The following is an 18,935-nucleotide window of genomic DNA, read 5'->3' on the forward strand; positions in this document are numbered from 1 at the left end:
ACCGTGTGAGACGCTCCCGGGGTGATTTCGCCGAATCCGCGCGCCCGCGCCGCCGGAATCGCCGTCGGCATGCTGGCCGATGCCCTGCTGGGTGATCCCCGCCGCGGCCATCCGGTGGCCGGGTTCGGCCGCGCCGCAGCGACGTTGGAGCGCATCGGATACGCCGACTCCCGGTGGGCCGGGACGGCGCACACCGGTGTCCTGCTCACCGCGCTGGCGGTCGGGGGAATCGCCGCCGAACAGGCCGCGGCCCGCCGCGGTCCGGCGGCCACCGCCGCGCTCACCGCCGCCGCCACGTTCGTCGCCGCTGGGGGCACGTCGCTGTGCCGGGTCGGCGCGCACCTGTCGGATCTGCTCGAGGACGCCGACATCGAGGCCGGCCGCGCACTGCTGCCGTCACTGTGCGGGCGCGATCCGTCCGTACTCGACGCCGAAGGGCTGACCCGCGCGGCCGCGGAATCCATCGCCGAGAACACTTCCGACGCTCAGGTGGCGCCCATGGTGTGGGCGGCCATCGCCGGCGTTCCCGGCCTGCTGGTGTACCGCGGGGCGAACACCCTGGACGCGATGATCGGCAACCGATCCCCGCGCTACCTCCGCTTCGGCTGGGCCGCAGCGAGATTCGACGACGTACTGAACTACCTGCCGGCCCGGGTGACCGGTGCGCTCACGGCGCTCTGCGCACCGCTGGTGGGCGGGTCACCGGCCGCCGTGCTGCGGGCGTGGCGCCGCGACGCCCGCAGGCATCCCAGCCCGAACGCGGGGGTGGCCGAGGCCGCGTTCGCCGGTGCGCTCGGGGTGCGGCTGGGCGGACCGACGCAGTACGCCCACGAATTGGAGATCCGGCCGACGCTGGGCGACGGACGGGGCCCCGTCGTGGGTGATCTGCGGCGCGCGGTGCGGCTCTCGCGTGCGGTGCAGATCGCGGCCGCGGTGCTGGCGGTCGCGGTCAGCGCCGCCGGCCGTAGCGGTCGGCGAGCTTGTCCTCGGGCGTCGCGGGTGCCTTGGAATCGGCGGCGGCGTCCGCGGCGGCCTTGTCGCGTCGGCGCTGGCGGATCTCGGCGTAGATGAAGTAGCCCAGGCCGATCGGGGCGATGATGCCGAACGCGATCCACTGGATCCCGTACGACAGGAACGGGCCCGCGTCCAGATGGGGTAGCCCGATGACGCCGAGCCCGCCCGGCTGATCCTCGACGAGCTGCAGATAGGAACCGGCCAGCGGGACGCCGGTCACGGCCGAGATCTGTCCGGGGTTGATCGCGTACACCTGCGGAATGCCGTTCTCCCGCAACGGCTCCTTGCCCGGCGGGACGGGTTCGGCGTCGCGCAGCCGCGCGGTGATGGTCACGGTCTCGGTGGGGGCCGGCTCGATCGGCGGCACGTCGGTGCCCCGTTCGGGTTTGACGTAGCCACGGTCCACCAGCACGGTCGGGCCGCCGTCGACGGCGAACGGCACCAGCACCTCGTACGCCGGGTCGCCGTCGATCACCCGCAGCCGCGCCAGCACCTGCGCCTGCGGCAGGTACCGCCCGGTCGCGGTGACCCGCTGCCACTGTTCGTCCGGTGCGGCCGAATCCTGCCGGGGGAGCACGTCGGTCACCGGCACGGGTTCGGCGGTCACCGAGCGCGCGATCTGGTCGTTCTCCCGGGAGGTCTTGGTGTTCTTCCCCAGCTGCCACGGCGCCAGCACGGTGAAGCACAGGTAGGCGAAGGCGAGCACCACCACGAACAGCGCGAGCCACGCCGGCCGCAACAGGAACGCCCAGCGCTTCATCAGCTCGCGAGCCCCCGTGTCGCGAGTTGTTCGTCCACCCAGTCGTGCAGGCCCGGCAGTGCCGCTTCGATCACGGCGAAGACGTCCTCGAAGTCGTCCTGGGTGCCGTAATACGGATCCTCGACGTCCAGTGGGTGCGCCGCGGAGCGCGGATCGAACGAGCGCAGCATGCGCAGCCGCCCCGCCGGCACGCCCAGTTCGGTCAGCATCCGCACGTGGTTGCGGCCCAGCGCGACGACGAGATCGGCGGACAGGTGGTCGTCGTCGACCTGGGCGGCCTCGTGGGTGGTGGGGTAGCCGTGGGCGCGCAGCACGTGGACGGCGCGCGCGTCGGCGGGGTCACCGGCATGCCAGCCGCCCGTCCCCGCGCTGCTCACCCGTACCGCCCCGGACAGTCCGCGTTCGGCGATCTGGTGGGCGAACATCTTCTCGGCCATCGGGGAGCGGCAGATGTTGCCGGAGCAGACGAACGTGATGTGCAGCGGGCCCGACTCAGACACCGAGCACCTCCCGCAGGTCGGCCACCGTCTCGACGTGCGCGAGCACCGGCATCGGGCCGGGTTCGGCGAAGTCGGCGCGGCCGTAACCCCAGCCGACCACCACGGTGTCGATGCCGTGGGCGGCGGCGCCCTCGACGTCGTGGCGCCGGTCGCCGACCATCACCACCCGGTCGGGCAGCGGTTCGAGGCGGGCCAGCGCGGACGCGACGACGTCGGCCTTGGCCGCGCGGGTGCCGTCCGGGCTGGCGCCGGCGATGACCTCGAAGAAGCCGTCGAGGCCGAAGTGGGCCAGGATGCGCTGCGCCGTCGGTTCGGCCTTCGACGTGGCCACCGCGAGGCGGACGCCCGCGGACTGTAGGTCGGTCAGCAGGGCGGGGATGCCGTCGAACGTGCGGTTCATCGACCAGCCGCGGGAGGTGTAGTCGGCCCGGTAGGCCGCGATCGCCTCGTCGGCCCGCTCGCCCAGACCGAGCGAGCGCAGCGTGTGGTGCATGGGCGGACCGACGATGCGGCTGACGAGGTCGCCGTCGGGCACCGGCGCCCCGACCTCGCCCAGCGCATGCCGGAAGCTGGCCACGATGCCCTGCGCCGAATCGGTCAGCGTGCCGTCGAGGTCGAACAACACCAGCTGCGGGCGGGTGGCGGTGGAACGGTCCAGCGTGTCGGTCACAGGTCCATTCTCCCCGACGTCCCGGGGTCGTTCGGCTTCGCGTCCCGTACGGCGCACTACTGTCGTGCTGTGCCACGTCTCGCGCCGCAGGCGACCAGGTACCACGGCGACCAGGCCGTGCGGCCCGGCATGCTCGACTTCGCCGTCAACGTGCGCGCGGGTGGGCCGCCGTCGTGGCTGGTCGAGCGCCTGGCCGACCGGCTGACCGACCTGGGCAGTTACCCGTCGGCCGCCGACGAGCGCCGCGCGGTGCAGGCGGTGGCCGCCCGGCACGGACGCGCCGAGGACGAGGTCGCGCTGCTGGCCGGCGGGGCCGAAGGATTCGCGCTGCTGGCCTGTCTGCAGCCCCGGCTGGCCGCGCTGATCGCGCCGTCGTTCACCGAACCGGACGCCGTGTTCGCCGCGGCCGGGGTGCCCGTCGCGCACGTGGTGCTCGACCCGCCGTTCGGCCTTGCCGGCGCACAGGTCCCCGCCGACGCCGACCTCGTGGTCGTCGGCAACCCCACCAACCCCACCGCGGTGCTGCACACCCGGGCGGAGATCCTCGCGTTGCGCAGGCCCGGTCGCCTCGTGGTGGTCGACGAGGCATTCGCCGACGCGGTTCCGGGCGAGCCGCAATCGCTGGCCGCCGACGCCCCGCCGGACGTGCTCGTGCTGCGCAGCCTGACCAAGACGTGGGCGCTGGCCGGGCTGCGGGTCGGCTACGCGCTCGGCGCACCCGAGGCCGTGGCGCGGCTGACGTCGCAACGGGCCCACTGGGCGCTGGGCACCCTGCAACTCGAGGCGCTGGCCGCATGCAACGCCCCATCGGCGGTGCGCGACGCCGAGGCGGGGGCCCACCGGCTGGCCGCACTGCGGGTCGAGATGGTGGCCGGCCTGACCGCTATCGGTGTCGAGTGCGTGCCCGGTGCCGCGCCGTTCGTGCTGTTCGCCGTGCCGGATGCGGAGTTGGTCCGAAAGCGATTGGCAGGTAGGGGGATCGCGGTGCGACGGTGTGACACGTTCGTCGGCCTGGACGGTGAGTACCTGCGGGCGGCGGTGCGCGCGGAGTGGCCGGTGCTCGTCGAGGCGCTGGCGGAGGCGATGCGATGAGCGTGCTGCTGCGAGACGTGATCGACGTCCTCGACGACGCCTACCCACCGCGGCTGGCCGAGGACTGGGATTCGGTCGGGCTGGTCTGCGGCGATCCGGACGAACCCGTCGAATCGGTGACCGTCGCGGTGGACCCGACCGAGGCCGTCATCGCGCAGGTACCGGAGCGGGGTCTGCTGGTGGCCCACCACCCGCTGCTGTTGCGCGGTGTGGACACCGTCGCGGCGAGCACCCCGAAGGGGGCGCTCGTGCACTCGTTGATCCGCACCGGCCGAGCGCTGTTCACCGCCCACACCAACGCCGACTCCGCCTCGCCCGGGGTGTCGGACGCGCTGGCCGCGGCGCTCGGCATCACCGTCGAGGAGGTGCTCTCGCCGGTGGCCGCCGACACCGAACTGGACAAGTGGGTGGTGTACGTCCCCGCCGAGAACGCCGACGCCGTGCGGGAGGCCATGTTCGGTGCGGGCGGCGGCCAGATCGGCGACTACTCGCACTGCAGCTGGAGCGCGTCGGGCACCGGGCAGTTCCTGCCGCACGAGGGCGCCTCGCCCGCCATCGGCAGCGTCGGGTCGGTGGAACACGTCGCCGAGGAGCGGGTCGAGGTGATCGCCCCTGCGGCGCGCCGCCGGGACCTGCTCGCCGCCGTGCGCGGCGCGCATCCCTACGAGGAGCCCGCGTTCGACATCTTCAGCATCGCGCCGATCCCCGGCGACGTGGGCATCGGCCGTATCGGCTCGTTGTCGACGCCGGAACCGTTGTCGCAGTTCGTCTCCCGCGTCAACGCCGCGCTGCCCGCCACGTCGTGGGGGGTACGGGCGGCCGGTGACCCGGCGACGAGGGTGTCGCGGGTCGCCGTGTGCGGCGGCGCGGGGGACTCGCTGCTTGCTACGGTGTCCCGCGCCGACGTGCAGGCGTACGTGACGGCCGATCTGCGCCACCATCCCGCCGACGAACACCGGCGGGCATCGCCGGTGGCGCTGGTCGACGTCGCCCACTGGGCCAGCGAGTTCCCGTGGTGCGAACAGGCCGCCGGCGTGCTGCGGGCGCACTTCTCCGAGGCGTTACCGGTGCGGGTCTGCGACCTGCGCACCGATCCATGGAACCTAGGAACTGGTAGGGAAACACGTGAAAGCTGATGTCTGGCAGCAACATTCGTTGCTGCAGCTGGCCGAGGTGGATGCCGGGCTGGCGCGAGTCGAGCACCGGGTGAAGAAGTTGCCCGAACAGGAGGAACTCGACCGGATCCGCGCCGAACACGGTGCGGCCGGTGACCGGGTGGCCACGCTCGGCATCGCGATCGAAGACCTCGACGACCAGGTGACGAAGTTCGAATCCGAGATCGAGGGCGTCCGTCAGCGCGAAGACCGCGACCGCGCGCTGCTGCAGGGCGGCAGCGTCGCGGCCAAACAGGTCGCAGAACTGCAGCACGAACTCGAAACGCTCGAACGCCGTCAGGCGAGCCTGGAGGATTCGCTGCTCGAGGTCATGGAGCGCCGCGAGGAACTCACCGCCCAGCGCGCCGACGCAGTGGCGCGCGTCGACGAGTTGCAGGTCACGCTGACGGCCGCCCAGCACGCACTGGCCGAGGCGGTGGCCGAGCTCGACCGGGCGCGGCAGGAACACCTGACCCGGCGCGACGAGCTGCTCGCGACGTTGCAGCCCGACCTGGTCGCGCTCTACGAACGCCAACGCGCCCGCGGCGGTCCCGGCGCCGGGCAGCTGCAGGGCCGCCGGTGCGGCGCCTGCCGGCTCGAGATCGACCGGGGCGAGATGGCCCGGATCACCGCCGCCCCCGACGACGAGGTGCTGCGCTGCCCCGAGTGCAACGCGATCCTGGTGCGCGCGGAGGGATTCAAGAAATGAAGGTGATCGTCGAGGCCGACGGGGGTTCGCGCGGCAACCCCGGCCCGGCGGGCTACGGGTCGGTGGTCTGGTCGGCCGACCGGTCCTCGGTGCTCGCCGAGAGCAAGCAGTCGATCGGCCGGGCCACCAACAACGTCGCCGAATACCGCGGGTTGATCGCCGGTCTCGAGGAGGCCGCCAACGTCGGCGCCACCGAGGTCGCGGTATCCATGGACTCCAAGCTGGTCGTCGAGCAGATGGCGGGCCGCTGGAAGGTCAAGCACCCCGATCTGGTTCCGCTGCACGAGCAGGCGCGGTCCCTGGCGCGGCGGTTCGACCGGGTGACCTACGCCTGGATTCCCCGGGCCCGCAACGCCCACGCCGACCGGTTGGCCAACGAGGCGATGGACGCCGCGGCGGGTATCGAATCCGCGCCCCGCAGCGCCCCAACGGTCGCGCCGACCGAGACACCGGCCTCGCCGGCCGGCTGGACCGGTGCGCGAGGGGCGCCGACGCGCTTCCTGCTGCTGCGCCACGGCCAGACCGAACTGTCGGTCGAGCGCCGGTATTCGGGGCGGGGTAACCCGGCGCTGACCGAACTGGGCCGCAGGCAGGCCGAGGCCGCGGCCGCCCACCTCGCGCAGCGGGGCGGGATCGACGCCGTCGTCAGCTCACCCCTGCAGCGCGCGTACGACACCGCGGCCGCGGCCGCCAAGGCGCTCGGACTCGACGTCGCGGTCGACGAGGACCTGATCGAAACGGACTTCGGCACGTGGGAAGGATTGACGTTCGGGGAGGCGGCCCAACGTGATCCGGACATCCATGCGCGCTGGTTGAGTGACACCAGCGTGGAACCGCCCGGCGGGGAGAGCTTCGACGCCGTCGCCCACCGGGTCCGGCGGGCGCGTAACCGCATCATCGCCGAGCACGGTGCCTCGACGGTGCTGGTGGTGTCCCATGTGACACCGATCAAGACGATGCTGCGGCTGGCGCTCAACGCCGGTGAAGGGATCCTCTACCGGCTGCACCTCGACCTCGCCTCACTGAGCATCGCGGAGTTCTACCCCGACGGCGGCTCGTCGGTGCGGCTGGTGAACCAGACGGCGTACCTCTAGGTGTGCAGGTGAACGCGCTCACCGTGGGGGCCGAAGATCACGATCGCCTCCACCGGGCCGTCGACCACCCCGAACCAGTGCGGGGTCCACGTCGAGAACTCAACGGCCTCACCGGGTTCGACGGTGAAGTCGCGCTCCCCGAGGATCAGGCGCAGCCGGCCCGAGAGCACGTACATCCAGTCCTGACCCTCGTGCACCGGTAGCTCGGCGGGTGGTTTGCGCCGCCGCGCGCTGACTCTGATCTTGAACGCGTGCAGCCCGCCCGGCGAACCCTGACGGCTCAACGGCCAGTACGTCACGCCGTGACGGGTGTGCGAATCGGCATGTACGCGAGGGTCTTCGGCCTCCGGCGGCCGCAGCAGTTCGTCGGTGCTGACCGCCAGCGCGGCGGCCAGGCGGGGGAGGTGGTCGAGCGCCAACCGCCGCTTGCCCGATTCCAGCCGGCTCAGCGTCGACACGTCGATGGCCGATCTGGCCGCCACCTCCTCGAGGGTGAACCCGCGCTGCCTGCGCAGTTCGCGCAACCGCTTGCGGACCCGCTCGTCGACGCGGTCCTCCGAGGAGCCATTTGCCTGCATGGCAAAACAGCTTGGCACTTGGGCGGTGTCCGGGGCAACCTCGGGGGCATGGACAACGTATGGGACTGTGTGATCGTCGGGGGCGGGGCCGCGGGCCTGAGCGCCGCGCTGGTGCTGGGCCGGGCGCGCCGCCGCACCCTGGTGGTGGATGCCGGCGAGCAGAGCAACGCCGTGGCACACGGCATCGGGGGACTGCTCGGCCACGACGGGCGGCCGCCTGCGGAGCTGTACGCCGCCGGTCGGCGCGAACTGCAGAACTACCCCGTCGTCGTGCGCTCGGGCGACGTGACGTCGGTGCGGCGCGGGGACGTGTTCACCGTCGAACTCGCCGACGGCACCGTCGAGCAGGCGCGGCGCATCGTGCTCGCCACCGGGATGCAGTACCGGCTGCCGGAGCTGCCCGGCCTCGCACCGCTGTGGGGGACATCGGTGTTCCACTGCCCGTTCTGTCACGGGTGGGAGGTGCGCGACGCCCCCGTCGCGGTGCTCGCCGAGGGTGCCCGCGCGGTGCACGCCGCGCTGCTGTTGCGCGGATGGACCGACGACATCGTGCTGCTCACCGGGGATCTCGGTGAGCAGCGGGCGCTGATCGAAGCCGCGGGCGTGCGCATCGACCCCCGACCGGTCGCGGAGGTGCGCGGCACCGGCGACGGTCTCGAAATCGTCTTCTCCGACGGTGCCGTGCTGCCGCGCCGCGGACTGATGGTCGCGCCGTCGGTGTGTCAGCGCTCGGCACTCGCCGAGCAGTTGGGTGTGCAGTTCGGGGAGCCGAATCCGCTGTCGGCCGAGGCGGTCTGGGTCGACGAGTTCGGCCGCACGTCGGTGCGGGGAGTGTTCGCGGCCGGGGACGTCACCGTCCAGCTGCCTCAGGTGGCCGCGGCGGTCGCGGCCGGGTCGAAGGTGGCCGCTGCGGTGGTACAGAGTCTGCTCGCCGACGAGTTCGGATTGCCGGTTCCGGCATGGAAGGAGGACGTGAATGTCTGAGACGGTGGACTTCTGGGAGCAGCACTACGGTGCGAAGGACCGGGTGTGGAGCGGCCGGGTCAATGCGCGGCTCGCCGAGATCGTCGAACCACTCGCACCGGGGCGCGCGCTCGACCTCGGCTGCGGTGAGGGCGCCGACGCGATCTGGCTGGCCCGCCGCGGTTGGCAGGTGGTGGGCGTCGATGTCTCACCGACCGCGTTGCGCCGGGCCACCGAGGACGCCGCGGCGGCCGGTGTGGGCCAGCGCATCCGGTTCGAACAGCACGACCTCGCCGAGACGTTCCCGCAGGGCGAATTCGATCTGGTGTCGGCGCAGTTCTTCCACTCGCCGCTGGACGTCGACCGCACCGCGGCGCTACGCCGCGCGGCGGACGCGGTGGCCCAAGGCGGGCTCCTGCTGATCGTCGATCACGGGTCCGCCCCGCCGTGGGGGTGGAAGGACGGTCACGAACACCACCTGCCGTCGGCGCAGGACGTGGTGGACGGGCTGGCGCCGGAGCCCGGGCGCTGGGAGCGGTTGCGGGTGGAGGCGGTCGAGCGCGAGGCGACCGGGCCCGAGGGTCAGGTGGCGACGATCTCGGACAACGTCATCCTGCTGCGGCGGCTCGGCTGACGGTCCGCCGCGGCTCACCGCCAGCGGTCACGCCCCGTCGGAACCGGAACCCGTTGCGCGCGTACGGGTTGGGTGTAGGCGTGCGGGGACACGCGCGGCGGCGCCGTCGCGGCCCGGCGGCGCCGGCTCTCTTCGTCGATGCCGTCCGACAGCCGGCCGAGATAGCCGATCAGGACCGCGACGTCGCCGTCGTCCCAGCGGCTCAGCACCGATTCCAGCCCGGCGATGTTCGTCGACCGCTGATGCTCGAAGATCGCGCGGCCGCGCGGGGTCAGCACGAAGCGCGGCGGGGCGGCGTGATCGGCGGTCGGCACCCGGCCGACGAGGCCGTCGCGGATCAGCGCCGTCAGCCGCTCCTCGACCGGCCGCGTGGGACTGTCGAGGGCGCGGGCGAGTTCGGCCATTGTCATCGGATTCGACCCGCCCAGGTAGGCGGCGATCACGTAATCGCCACGATCCAGTCGCTTGGGCATCGACGGGATCTCCAGACCCACCGCGGCCTGGCGGCCGAGCGCGGTCATCACGTTCTCCAGGCGCTGGGCACGCCGATGCAGCGGCGCCGGGGCCAGCACCGGTTCGATGACCGACGGCGCCGGCGCGGGAGCCGCGGTGGGGATGGCGGCGGCGATGAGGGCGGCGGCAGCCGCGGCGCCCGCCGCGATCAGCAGCGCCGTCCGGAATCCCGAGAGGGACGGGATGGCGTGGCCGGCGAACTCCACGGTCATCTGCACCAGTACCGCGCTCATCACCGCACTCGACACCGACGTGCCAAGGGAACGGGCCAGTGAATTGATGCCGTTGGCGGCAGCGGTTTCCGAGACCGGGACCGCGCCGTTGATCAACGTGGGGAGTGCGGCGAACGCGAATCCGACACCGACGCTGACGACGACGCTGAACGTCAGCACCCCGGCCGGGCTGCCGAGCAGCTGGGTCCCGCCGAGATAGCCGGCCGCGATCACGACGGCGCCGACGGTGAGCGCGAACCGCGGTCCGCGGGCGGCGATGATCCGCGCCGCGATCGGGGCCGAGGCCATCATCGCCAGACCGCCGGGCGCCATCCACAACCCGGCCGCCACCATGCTCTGCCCCAGCCCGTAACCGGTCGCGCTGGGCATCTGGAGCAGCTGCGGACCGATCAGCGACATCCCGAACATGCCGAAGCCGACCGCGATCGAGGCCACATTGGTCAGCAGCACCGGTGCCTTGAGCGTGGTGCGGATGTCGACCAGAGGCGTGGACGCCCGGGTCTGCCACCACCCGAACGCGCCGAGGACGGCGACCGACCCGGCCAGCAGACCGAGCGTGCCGGGACTCGTCCAACCCCAGCTGGAGCCCTTCGAGATGGGCAGGAGCAGCATCAGCAGGCCCGCGGCGAGGCCGACCGCACCCAATACGTCGAAGCGGCCCATGTGCGCGGACGGGACGATGTCGGGGACGAGGGTCGCGAAGATCAGGCAGCAGCCCAGGCCGAGGGCGGCAGCAGACCAGAACAGCGCATGCCAGCTGAGGTGCTCGGCGATCACCGCCGACAGCGGCAGGCCGAGTGCGCCGCCCACCCCGAGCGAGGCGCTCACCATACCCATTGCGGCGCCGACACGTTCGGCCGGAAGCGAGGCGCGCAGCACGCTGATGCCGAGCGGGATCACCGGGGCGCCGAAGCCCTGCAGGGCGCGGCCGATGATCAGCGGCACCAGGGTACTGGTGAGCGCGGCGACGACCGAGCCGACGGTCAGCAGCGCCGCACAGGCGACCAGAACCCGTTTGGCGCCGAACATATCGCCGAGACGGCCGAACACGGGTGTGGCAACCGCACCCGTGAGCAGGGTGGCCGTGACCGCCCACGAGGCGTTGGCCGACGAGGTGTTCAGCAGAGCGGGCAATTGGGGGACCAGAGGGATGACCAGGGTCTGCATGAGGGAGACGCTGGTGCCCGCGGCGGCCAGCGCCGCGATCAGCAGTCCGCCGCCGCGGGGCGACGCCGGGCGCTCCACCAATTGGTTAGCCATTCAAAGAATGATAATTGCTTAGTGGAACTATGCAAAATCGTCGGGCTCGCTGTCGGGCCCGTCACGCGTTGCGCGCGAGCCGCTTTCCGCCGGTGTGCCCGGTGAGGATGACCGCAAGGACGAAGGGGGTCAGCGCTGCGCACAGCAGAACCGTCGTGCCGGTGATACCGACGGCGTCGCCGAACACCAGCATCATCCCGAGCGACGCCACCATGTTGCTGCCGGCGTGCAGCATCGCGCCCGGCCACACCGACGCCGTCTCCGACCACAGCCACCCGATGAGGAACTCGAGCAGGATGCTCAGCGGGAGCCACAGCAGCATTCCCCACAGGGCGTCCGACACCGGCGCGTCGCCACCGAAGTAGCCGACCCAGGGCAGCGGCCAGTGCCACACCCCCCACACCAGACCTGTGAGGAACGTCGTCAGGATCGGGCGGCCGGGAACCAGGCGGTCGCGCAGATAGGCCGTCCAGCCGTACTCCTCACCCCAGAAGATCGGGGACAGCGCGACGCAGACGACCGGGCCCGCGGCCAGGTACAGCCACGACGACGCGCCCACCTCCATCGATCGCGGCGTCCACAGGCCCGTCGCGGCGGCGATGAGCACGGCGAGAAGCAGCACCCCCCAGGGGATGGTGACCGCCGCCGCGTAGTGCCACCACGAGCCGCTCAGGTTCAGACGCAGCCCCGATTCACCGAAGCCCTGCCGGGTGATCCACCGGCGCACCACGCAGGCGGCCAGTGCGGGAACGAACGCCGCGGTGAGTAGCTGGGTGACGGGATCGTCCAGCGACCCGCCCGCCAGATACACGGCGAACCAGGGCAGCCAGGCGCAGCCGAACGCCAGGATCAGGAACCAGCGGACCCCGCGGCGCCGCTGATCGGCAGGCTCGGCCCAGGCACTGAGCGCGGGGTGCTGTTCTCGGACGTCGGGAGGAGGGGGCACCCGTACATCATCGCCGCCAGAACAGGTGGTGGGTCACCCCGCTCGGACTCGGCACCACTTCGTGGTGGAAGCGGTCGTCCAATTCGTCGGGCGATTCCCACAGCCGCACGCCGCGGCCGATCCGCACGTCGGAGACCGCCACGTGCAGGGTGTCGACGAGGCCGGCGGCGAGGAACTCCCGGATCACCGTGGCGCCGCCGCCCAGCCGGACGTCCTTGCCGTCGGCGGCTTCGCGGGCCTGCGCCAGCACGGTGACCGGGTCGCCGTCGACGAAGTGGAACGTGGTGTCGGACAGGGTGAACGACGGCCGCGGATGGTGAGTCATGACGAACACGGGGGTGTGGAACGGCGGTTCGTCACCCCACCAGCCCTGCCAGTCGTGGTCCTGCCACGGGCCGCGCTGGGGGCCGAACTTGTTGCGGCCCATGATCTCGGCGCCGATGCGATGGGTGAAGTCGCGGGTGAAGTAGTCGTCGAGACCGCGGCTGCCGCCCGGGTCGGTGCGGTTGGGCCAGCTGGCGGTGGCGCCGGCCCAGGCGAACATGTCGCCCGGGTCGGCGTCGCCGAAGGGTCGTTCGAGGCTCTGATTCTCGCCGGCGCCGAAGCCGTCCCGCGAGACGGTGAAGTTCTGGACTCTCAGCAGTTGCATCACGTCAGTCTGACTCCGCGGACCGACGAATCTCATCGGCCGGGGCACGGGCAACGCCGCCAGGGCTATGTGACCGGCGCGTCGGCCAGCTGCGTCACGCGCACGCTGTTGCCCGAGGGGTCGCGGAACCCGGAGTCGATACCGTACGGCATCTGGTGCGGCGCCTCGGTGAACTCGACTCCGCGGGCGGACAACTCCTCGTACGTGCGCTGGCAGTCGTCGGTGGTGAGGAAGATCGTGCCGGCGAAACCCTTAGCGGTCAGGTCCAGCACCTGCCGGCGGGTGGCCTCGTCCATCACGGGTGGGCCGGGGACGGCCATCAGGACGATCGAGACGTCGTCCTGGCCGGGCGGGCCGACGGTCAGCCAACGGAACAGGCCGTCGACGTCGGGAAGCGAAACATCCTGTCGCACTTCCATTCCGACCTTCGTGGTCCAGAACTCGAGTGCGACCTGCTGGTCGTGAACCCACAGATGGGTGGTGGCGATCTTCATGACAGTGACGCTACGACTGGACCGGGCGTGCCGTCTTCTCCCCGCGTGCTGTCTTCACCCGGCTGTCGGCCGGCGGCCGGGTGTCGCGCATGAGGATGCACGACGGCACCCGGGCGTACACGGCCGCGGGCGGCAGGCTGGCCCGGTACGCGGCCGGCGGCAACCCGTAGACCCGGGCGAAGCTGGTGGTGAACGAGCCGACGCTCTGCAACCCGACCATCGCGCAGATGTCGGCGACCGAGCGGTCGGTGAAGCGCAGCAGCGCGGCGGCGCGTTCGAGGCGGCGGGTCTGCAGATAGGCCCGCGGGGACTCCCCGAAGGTGCGGGTGAACATGCGGCTGAAGTGCGCCCGCGACAGGCCGGCGGCAGCCGCCAGGTCGTCGACGGTGATCGGATCCGCGTACCGGGCGTCGACGAGGTCACGGGCCCGCTGCAGATAGCGGGCCGGCGGCACCTGCGGCATGCACATAAGGGTACGGTGATCTGCGCGGACGAGTTGGCCGGGCGGCCGCGGACCGGAAACGGTTCGAGGAAAGTCCGGACTTCACAGAGCAGGGTGATTGCTAACGGCAATCCGAGGTGACTCGCGGGAAAGTGCCACAGAAAACAGACCGCCACCGCTGGGCTTCCGGGCACGGCGGCGGTAAGGGTGAAACGGTGCGGTAAGAGCGCACCAGCACCCCGGGTGACCGGGGTGGCTCGGCAAACCCCACCCGAAGCAAGGCCAAGTAGGCCGCACCCGGTGCGGCTGCGCAGGCGTTCGAGGGCTGCTCGCCCGAGCCTGCGGGTAGGCCGCTCGAGGCACCCGGCAACGGAGTGTCCAGATGGATGGTCGCCGCCGCGTCGTCAGCAATGACGGCGCGGAACAGAATCCGGCTTACAGGCCAGCTCGTCCGCCCGTCACTTGCCCTTGGCCCCGGCCTTGCGCACCGCCTTGTCGAGTTTGCGCAGCGCCTCATCCAGCTGCTCGCGTGCCCGGTCGGCGACCTCCACCTCCAGCTGGTAGAGCAACCCGTAGGTGAAGGTGTCCTCACCGGCGGCGTGGGCGGCCTCGGCCTGCTGGGTCAGATGCGTGCGGCTGACCACGCTGTCCTGGTGGTCGCCCAGCAGCGACTGGATCGTCTTGGCCCGTTCCGAGACCTTGCCCGCGCCGGTGGCCGACGCGGTGTAGCGAAGTCGCTTGGCGCCCTTGCGGATCCGGTGCAGTGCCTCGTCGTGCTCGGCGTCCTCCGCCGCCGCGGCCGCCCGCTTGGCCGCTTTGCGGACCCGCTTGTAGGCGGAGTCGATCGAGGTCGGCGCCGGTTCGTCACCCGGCCGGGCGGGAGGCGGTTCGGCGGCCACCAGCCCCTCGAGCGCGTCGAGCAGACGGAAGTACCGCTGCGAACGCATCGCGATCAGCGACCGGCGCAGTCCCGACTGGTACCGCTTCTTCGCGCCGTCCACCAGCCGTTTGCGCACGGGCCCGCGCACCAGTTCGGGCGGCAACCCGTCGAGCGCCTTCTCGTATTTCTCGGCGAGCACCTCGGCGTCCCGGGCCACCCCGAGCACGGCGGCCAGCTGCCGCAGCTCGTCGAGTACCCACGCGTCGTCGGAGATGCCGAACACGCCGCCTGCGGACTGCAGCAGGCTGCGGATCTTGCGCGTCGTCACCCGCATCTGGTGCACCGAGTCGTACACGTCCGCCCGCACCGCACGGTCCCACGTCACCAACTGCTCGACCTGTTCGGCGACCGCCTGGTGCACCGGGTCGTCGGCACGGGTGCGCACCTCGTCGTCGGTCTGGCCGGTGTCGAGCACCCTGCCGAGCTTCGATCCGTGCCCGGCGGGTGACGCCCCCGCGTCGAGCACCCGGTTCGCCAACCGGTCGAGCAGCGCGGCGTCACCGTCGCCGACAAGTTCCAGCTCCCACTCGCGCCAGCGCTGTTCGTCACCGCCCTCGGCGGACGCCGTCACCTCGTCGTCGCAGAATTCGGCCACCGCGTCACCGTCGGGGCCGTGGAGCAGGTCGACCGTGCGCTGGGTGCTGATCCGCGCGACGGGCGCCAGAGGACGGTCACGCACGATCGCCAGCACGACGTCGCGCAACTCCTCGGGTACCTCCCACTCGTCGGAGTCCCCGAGCGGGGCGCGGACCTCGGTGCGCGCGTCGGGGCCCGCGGGGAGTTTGAGGTGCCAGCCGGCGTCGGTTCCGCCGGTGCGGCGGCGCAACGTGATCCGGTGGGCGGCGAGGTCGCGTCCCGGCGTGTCGAAGTACACCGCGTCCAGGTGCTGGACGGGCAACCGCTCGACGCGCGCGATCGCGCTGAGCCCGTCGAAGGACGGGGAGACGGTCGACGGCACGCCGTCCGATCCCGGGACGTCGAACTTGCGCTCCACCTCGGTGTGCCGGGAGGTCTTGGACTTACCTGCCATGTTCACCTTCGCTGATCAGTGGGGGACACACAGCCTGCCACATCGAGGTGAACGGCCCCGGATCCCGCGGATCGCTACAGTCCACGGGTGAGCGAATACCAGGCAGTGACGTTCGAACAGTCCGGTGCGGTGGCCCGCATCGTGTTGAACCGCCCGGAGGCGGCGAACGGGATGAACGACACCATGACCGCCGAACTGGCCGACGTCGCGGCACGCTGCGACACCCCGGCGACCAAGGCGGTGGTGCTCACCGGCGCCGGCCGCTTCTTCTGTGCCGGAGGCGATCTCAAGGCGTTCGCGGCCGCGTCGTCGCGTGGGCGCTTCATCAAGGGCGTGGCCGACGATCTGCACCGGGCGATCTCGACGTTCGCCCGCATGGACGCCGTCCTGGTCACCGCCGTCAACGGCGCGGCGGCAGGCGCCGGGTTCAGCCTCGCCGTGGCAGGCGATCTGGTGCTCGCCGCCGAGTCGGCGTCGTTCACGATGGCCTACACCAAGGTCGGGCTGAGCCCGGACGGCAGCGCGTCCTATCACCTGCCGCGACTGGTCGGGTTGCGCCGCGCCCAGGACCTCATGCTCACCAACCGCACCCTGCCTGCCGCGCAGGCCCTCGAGTGGGGACTGGTCACCGACGTGGTGGCCGACGCCGAACTCGGCGACCGCGCAACCGCGCTGGCCGAGCAGGTGGCCGCCGGTTCGGCGCCCTCGCACGGTGCGGTGAAGACCCTGCTGGCGGCCTCGTCGAAGAACGGCCTCGAAGAGCAGATGGAACTCGAGGGCCGGTTGATCGCGCAGCGCGCCGACTCCGCCGACGGCCGGGAAGGCGTCGACGCGTTCCTCGGCAAGCGGCGCGCGAACTTCGGCTAGAAGCTGTGCTCTTCGGCCGGGAACACCCCGGCCGCCACCTCGTCGGCGTACTGCGTTGCCGCACGGCGTAATTCGCCGCCGACATCGCCGAAGCGCTTGACGAACTTCGCCGTCCTGCCGGAGGTGAGGCCGGCCATGTCCTGCCACACCAGCACCTGGCCGTCGCAATTGGGGCCGGCCCCGATGCCGATGGTCGGGATGGTCAGCTTGCCGGTGATCTGGGTGGCCAGTTCGGCGGGCACCATCTCCATCACGACCGAGAACGCACCGGCCTCCTGGACGGCGATCGCGTCGGCGATGGTCTGATCGGCCGCGTCGCCGCGGCCCTGGACCTTGAAGCCGCCGAGACCGTTGACGCTCTGCGGGGTGAATCCGATGTGCGCCATGACCGGAATGCCCGCCGCGGTCAGCGTCGCGATCTGCTCGGCGACGCGTTCACCACCCTCGAGTTTCACCCCATGCGCACCGGTCTCCTTGAGGAAGCGGGTGGCCGTGGCGAGCGCCTGGGCCGGACCCGCCTCGTAGCTGCCGAACGGCAGGTCGGCCACGACCAGCGCGTGCGGGGCGCCGCGGACCACGCCGCGGACCAGTGGAATGAGTTCGTCGACCGTGACCGGCACGGTGGTGTCGTAGCCGTAGACGACGTTGGCGGCCGAATCGCCCACCAGCAGCACCGGGATCCCGGCGTCGTCGAATGCGCGGGCGGTCGAGAAGTCGTAGGCGGTGAGCATCGCCCACTTGTGGCCTTCGGCCTTCCACTTCTGCAGGTGGGTGGTGCGAACCTTGACGCGCGGCTTGTCGGCGGACTGATCGGACGCAGCGCCGTAGACACTCTGTTCAGACATCGTTGTCCCTCGTGGTGGTCGGGTAGATCCTCGAGGCCCGTCCGGGTCCCCGGGTTCGTCTGACGCCACAAGTGTGCCACCGCGGCCCACGCGGGTGAACACGGTGTTGAGTGGATTTCCTCACACCGGCGTGACGGCCACCTACGCTGAGCCCATGCAACGGCTCAGCGGGCTCGACGCCAGCTTCCTGTACCTCGAAACCGCTCAACAGCCACTGCACGTGTGCTCGATCCTCGAGCTCGACACCTCGACCATGCCCGGCGGGTACACGTTCCCCAAACTCCGTGAGGCGCTGTGCCGCCGGATCGATTCGCTGCCGCAGTTCCGCGAGAAGCTCGCCGACAACCGGTTCAACCTCGACCATCCGGTGTGGGTGGACGACAAGGACTTCGACGTCGACCGCCACCTGCACCGCATCGGGCTGCCCGCGCCCGGCGGCCGGGAGGAGCTCGCGGAGATCATCGGCCACATCGCGTCGCTGCCGCTCGACCGCGCCCGGCCGCTGTGGGAGAAGTGGGTCATCGAGGGCATCGACGGCACCGACGCCCGCGACGGGGGACCGCTGGTGGTGGTGACCAAGGTGCACCACGCCGCCGTCGACGGGGTGACGGGCGCGAGCCTGATGTCGCAGCTGTGCAGCACCGAACCCGACGCACCCGACCCCGAACCGGTCGCCGGGGTCGGCGGCGGGAACCAAGTGGAGATCGCGGTCAACGGCGCGATCAAATTCGCCACCCGGCCGCTCAAACTCGTCAACGCGCTGCCGGTCACGGTCAACACGGTGCTCGACACCGTCAAGCGGGCGCGGGCCGGGCTGTCGATGGCTCCGCCGTTCGTCGCGCCGCAGACACCGTTCAACGCCAACGTCACCAGCCACCGCAACATCGCGTTCACCCAGCTCGACCTCGACGACGTCAAGGCGGTCAAGAACCACTTCGGCGTCAAGCTCAACGACGTGGTGATGGCGCTGGTGTCCGGTGTGCTCCGGAAATTCCTCGCCGACCGGGGCCAGTTGCCCGACAGCACGCTGATCGCCGCGGTGCCGGTGTCGGTGCACGACAAATCCGACCGGCCCGGCCGCAACCAGGTGTCGGCGATGTTCTCCCGGCTCGAAACCCACATCGAGGACCCGGTCGAACGGATCAAGGCCATATCCGAAGCCAACTCCGTTGCCAAACAACACAATTCGGCGATCGGCGCCACGCTGCTGCAGGACTGGACGCAATTCGCCGCGCCCGCGGTGTTCGGCACCGCGATGCGCGTCTACGCCGCCAGCCGCCTGTCCGGGGCCCGCCCGGTGCTCAACCTCGTCGTCTCGAACGTGCCGGGGCCGCAGGTCCCGCTGTACTACCTCGGCAGCGAGGTCAAGGCGATGTATCCGATCGGCCCGATCTTCCACGGCTCCGGGCTCAACATCACCGTGATGTCGCTCAACGGCAAACTCGACGTGGGAATCGTGTCCTGCCCCGAGCTGATCCCCGACCTGTGGGACCTCGCCGACGACTTCGCCGCCGCACTCGAGGAGCTGCTCGACGCGACCCGGTGAAC

19 protein-coding genes, 1 other RNA gene and 1 pseudogene are annotated in these 18,935 nt (G+C 71.4%); 10 read left to right on the forward strand and 11 right to left on the reverse strand.

Annotated elements, in window-relative coordinates; translation table 11 throughout:
* Positions 1-21: 21 nt before the first annotated feature.
* Positions 22-990 (forward strand): annotated as a pseudogene (locus G6N30_RS04585) (cobalamin biosynthesis protein); the annotation flags it as partial.
* Here the strand turns inward: G6N30_RS04585 and G6N30_RS04590 are convergent.
* From G6N30_RS04590 to G6N30_RS04600, 3 genes are read right to left on the reverse strand one after another with little or no spacing between them, the layout of a single operon-like run.
* On the reverse strand, positions 950-1,774 hold the full coding sequence (locus tag G6N30_RS04590) for an SURF1 family cytochrome oxidase biogenesis protein (RefSeq protein WP_234880356.1): 825 nt from the start codon (positions 1,772-1,774) through the stop codon (positions 950-952). The pseudogene G6N30_RS04585 and the gene G6N30_RS04590 overlap by 41 nt on opposite strands.
* Entirely contained in the window at positions 1,774-2,274 is a 501-nt protein-coding gene (locus tag G6N30_RS04595) for a low molecular weight protein-tyrosine-phosphatase (RefSeq protein ID WP_134060678.1), read from the reverse strand. Before G6N30_RS04595 ends, G6N30_RS04590 begins: the two co-directional genes overlap by 1 nt.
* Positions 2,267-2,944: an HAD hydrolase-like protein gene (locus G6N30_RS04600; protein WP_134060677.1), complete on the reverse strand. Its 678-nt coding sequence runs from the start codon at positions 2,942-2,944 to the stop codon at positions 2,267-2,269. The genes G6N30_RS04595 and G6N30_RS04600 overlap by 8 nt, the downstream gene beginning before the upstream one ends.
* 129 nt (positions 2,945-3,073) lie before the next feature.
* On the opposite strand from G6N30_RS04600, the gene cobC reads away from it, so the two are divergent.
* From cobC to G6N30_RS04620, 4 genes are read left to right on the forward strand one after another with little or no spacing between them, the layout of a single operon-like run.
* The gene (gene cobC, locus G6N30_RS04605; protein ID WP_234880365.1) at positions 3,074-4,036 is read left to right on the forward strand and encodes an Rv2231c family histidinol phosphate aminotransferase CobC; all 963 of its coding nucleotides are present in this window, start codon (positions 3,074-3,076) and stop codon (positions 4,034-4,036) included.
* Positions 4,033-5,172 carry a Nif3-like dinuclear metal center hexameric protein gene (locus tag G6N30_RS04610; protein ID WP_134060675.1) on the forward strand — a complete coding sequence of 380 codons (1,140 nt, stop codon included), beginning with the start codon at positions 4,033-4,035 and terminating at the stop codon, positions 5,170-5,172. Before cobC ends, G6N30_RS04610 begins: the two co-directional genes overlap by 4 nt.
* Entirely contained in the window at positions 5,162-5,899 is a 738-nt protein-coding gene (locus G6N30_RS04615) for a zinc ribbon domain-containing protein (RefSeq protein ID WP_134060674.1), read from the forward strand. Before G6N30_RS04610 ends, G6N30_RS04615 begins: the two co-directional genes overlap by 11 nt.
* A complete protein-coding gene (locus tag G6N30_RS04620; RefSeq protein WP_134060673.1) occupies positions 5,896-6,993 on the forward strand; it encodes a bifunctional RNase H/acid phosphatase in 1,098 nt (365 codons plus the stop codon). The genes G6N30_RS04615 and G6N30_RS04620 overlap by 4 nt, the downstream gene beginning before the upstream one ends.
* Here G6N30_RS04620 and G6N30_RS04625 read toward each other — a convergent pair.
* Complete coding sequence (locus tag G6N30_RS04625) at positions 6,990-7,571, reverse strand: type II toxin-antitoxin system RelB family anti-toxin (protein WP_134060672.1); 582 nt, start codon at positions 7,569-7,571, stop codon at positions 6,990-6,992. The genes G6N30_RS04620 and G6N30_RS04625 overlap by 4 nt on opposite strands.
* A gap of 48 nt (positions 7,572-7,619) precedes the next feature.
* Here G6N30_RS04625 and G6N30_RS04630 point away from each other — a divergent pair, with 48 nt between their 5' ends.
* Positions 7,620-8,555: an NAD(P)/FAD-dependent oxidoreductase gene (locus G6N30_RS04630; protein ID WP_134060671.1), complete on the forward strand. Its 936-nt coding sequence runs from the start codon at positions 7,620-7,622 to the stop codon at positions 8,553-8,555.
* Positions 8,548-9,168, forward strand: coding sequence for an SAM-dependent methyltransferase (locus G6N30_RS04635; protein WP_134060670.1), 621 nt, complete (start codon positions 8,548-8,550; stop codon positions 9,166-9,168). The genes G6N30_RS04630 and G6N30_RS04635 overlap by 8 nt, the downstream gene beginning before the upstream one ends.
* A 14-nt stretch (positions 9,169-9,182) precedes the next feature.
* Here the strand turns inward: G6N30_RS04635 and G6N30_RS04640 are convergent, their stop codons facing one another.
* The 5 genes from G6N30_RS04640 to G6N30_RS04660 all read right to left on the reverse strand — a co-directional run bounded on the left by G6N30_RS04640 (position 9,183) and on the right by G6N30_RS04660 (position 13,726).
* On the reverse strand, positions 9,183-11,174 hold the full coding sequence (locus G6N30_RS04640; RefSeq protein ID WP_134060669.1) for an MFS transporter: 1,992 nt from the start codon (positions 11,172-11,174) through the stop codon (positions 9,183-9,185).
* A gap of 61 nt (positions 11,175-11,235) precedes the next feature.
* Positions 11,236-12,120, reverse strand: coding sequence for a CPBP family glutamic-type intramembrane protease (locus tag G6N30_RS04645; RefSeq protein WP_134060668.1), 885 nt, complete (start codon positions 12,118-12,120; stop codon positions 11,236-11,238).
* Between the two features lie 7 nt (positions 12,121-12,127).
* Positions 12,128-12,772 carry a dihydrofolate reductase family protein gene (locus G6N30_RS04650; protein WP_134060667.1) on the reverse strand — a complete coding sequence of 215 codons (645 nt, stop codon included), beginning with the start codon at positions 12,770-12,772 and terminating at the stop codon, positions 12,128-12,130.
* Positions 12,773-12,834: 62 nt separating this feature from the next.
* Complete coding sequence (locus tag G6N30_RS04655; RefSeq protein WP_134060666.1) at positions 12,835-13,263, reverse strand: VOC family protein; 429 nt, start codon at positions 13,261-13,263, stop codon at positions 12,835-12,837.
* Positions 13,264-13,273: 10 nt separating this feature from the next.
* Positions 13,274-13,726, reverse strand: coding sequence for a helix-turn-helix domain-containing protein (locus tag G6N30_RS04660; RefSeq protein WP_134060665.1), 453 nt, complete (start codon positions 13,724-13,726; stop codon positions 13,274-13,276).
* Positions 13,727-13,755: 29 nt separating this feature from the next.
* Here G6N30_RS04660 and rnpB point away from each other — a divergent pair.
* An RNA gene (gene rnpB / locus G6N30_RS04665) (RNase P RNA component class A) lies at positions 13,756-14,159 on the forward strand.
* A 4-nt stretch (positions 14,160-14,163) separates the two neighbouring features.
* Here the strand turns inward: rnpB and G6N30_RS04670 are convergent.
* Positions 14,164-15,675 carry a CYTH and CHAD domain-containing protein gene (locus G6N30_RS04670; protein WP_134060664.1) on the reverse strand — a complete coding sequence of 504 codons (1,512 nt, stop codon included), beginning with the start codon at positions 15,673-15,675 and terminating at the stop codon, positions 14,164-14,166.
* Positions 15,676-15,762: 87 nt separating this feature from the next.
* Between G6N30_RS04670 and G6N30_RS04675 the strand changes: the two genes are divergently transcribed.
* The gene (locus tag G6N30_RS04675) at positions 15,763-16,542 is read left to right on the forward strand and encodes an enoyl-CoA hydratase/isomerase family protein (RefSeq protein WP_134060663.1); all 780 of its coding nucleotides are present in this window, start codon (positions 15,763-15,765) and stop codon (positions 16,540-16,542) included.
* Here the strand turns inward: G6N30_RS04675 and panB are convergent.
* Complete coding sequence (panB, locus tag G6N30_RS04680) at positions 16,539-17,387, reverse strand: 3-methyl-2-oxobutanoate hydroxymethyltransferase (RefSeq protein WP_134060662.1); 849 nt, start codon at positions 17,385-17,387, stop codon at positions 16,539-16,541. The genes G6N30_RS04675 and panB overlap by 4 nt on opposite strands.
* A gap of 154 nt (positions 17,388-17,541) precedes the next feature.
* Between panB and G6N30_RS04685 the strand changes: the two genes are divergently transcribed.
* Positions 17,542-18,933, forward strand: coding sequence for a WS/DGAT/MGAT family O-acyltransferase (locus G6N30_RS04685; RefSeq protein ID WP_134060661.1), 1,392 nt, complete (start codon positions 17,542-17,544; stop codon positions 18,931-18,933).
* The last annotated feature ends 2 nt before the right edge of the window (positions 18,934-18,935 follow it).

It is taken from the genome of Mycolicibacterium litorale (genome assembly GCF_010731695.1).
Lineage (GTDB): Bacteria > Actinomycetota > Actinomycetes > Mycobacteriales > Mycobacteriaceae > Mycobacterium > Mycobacterium litorale.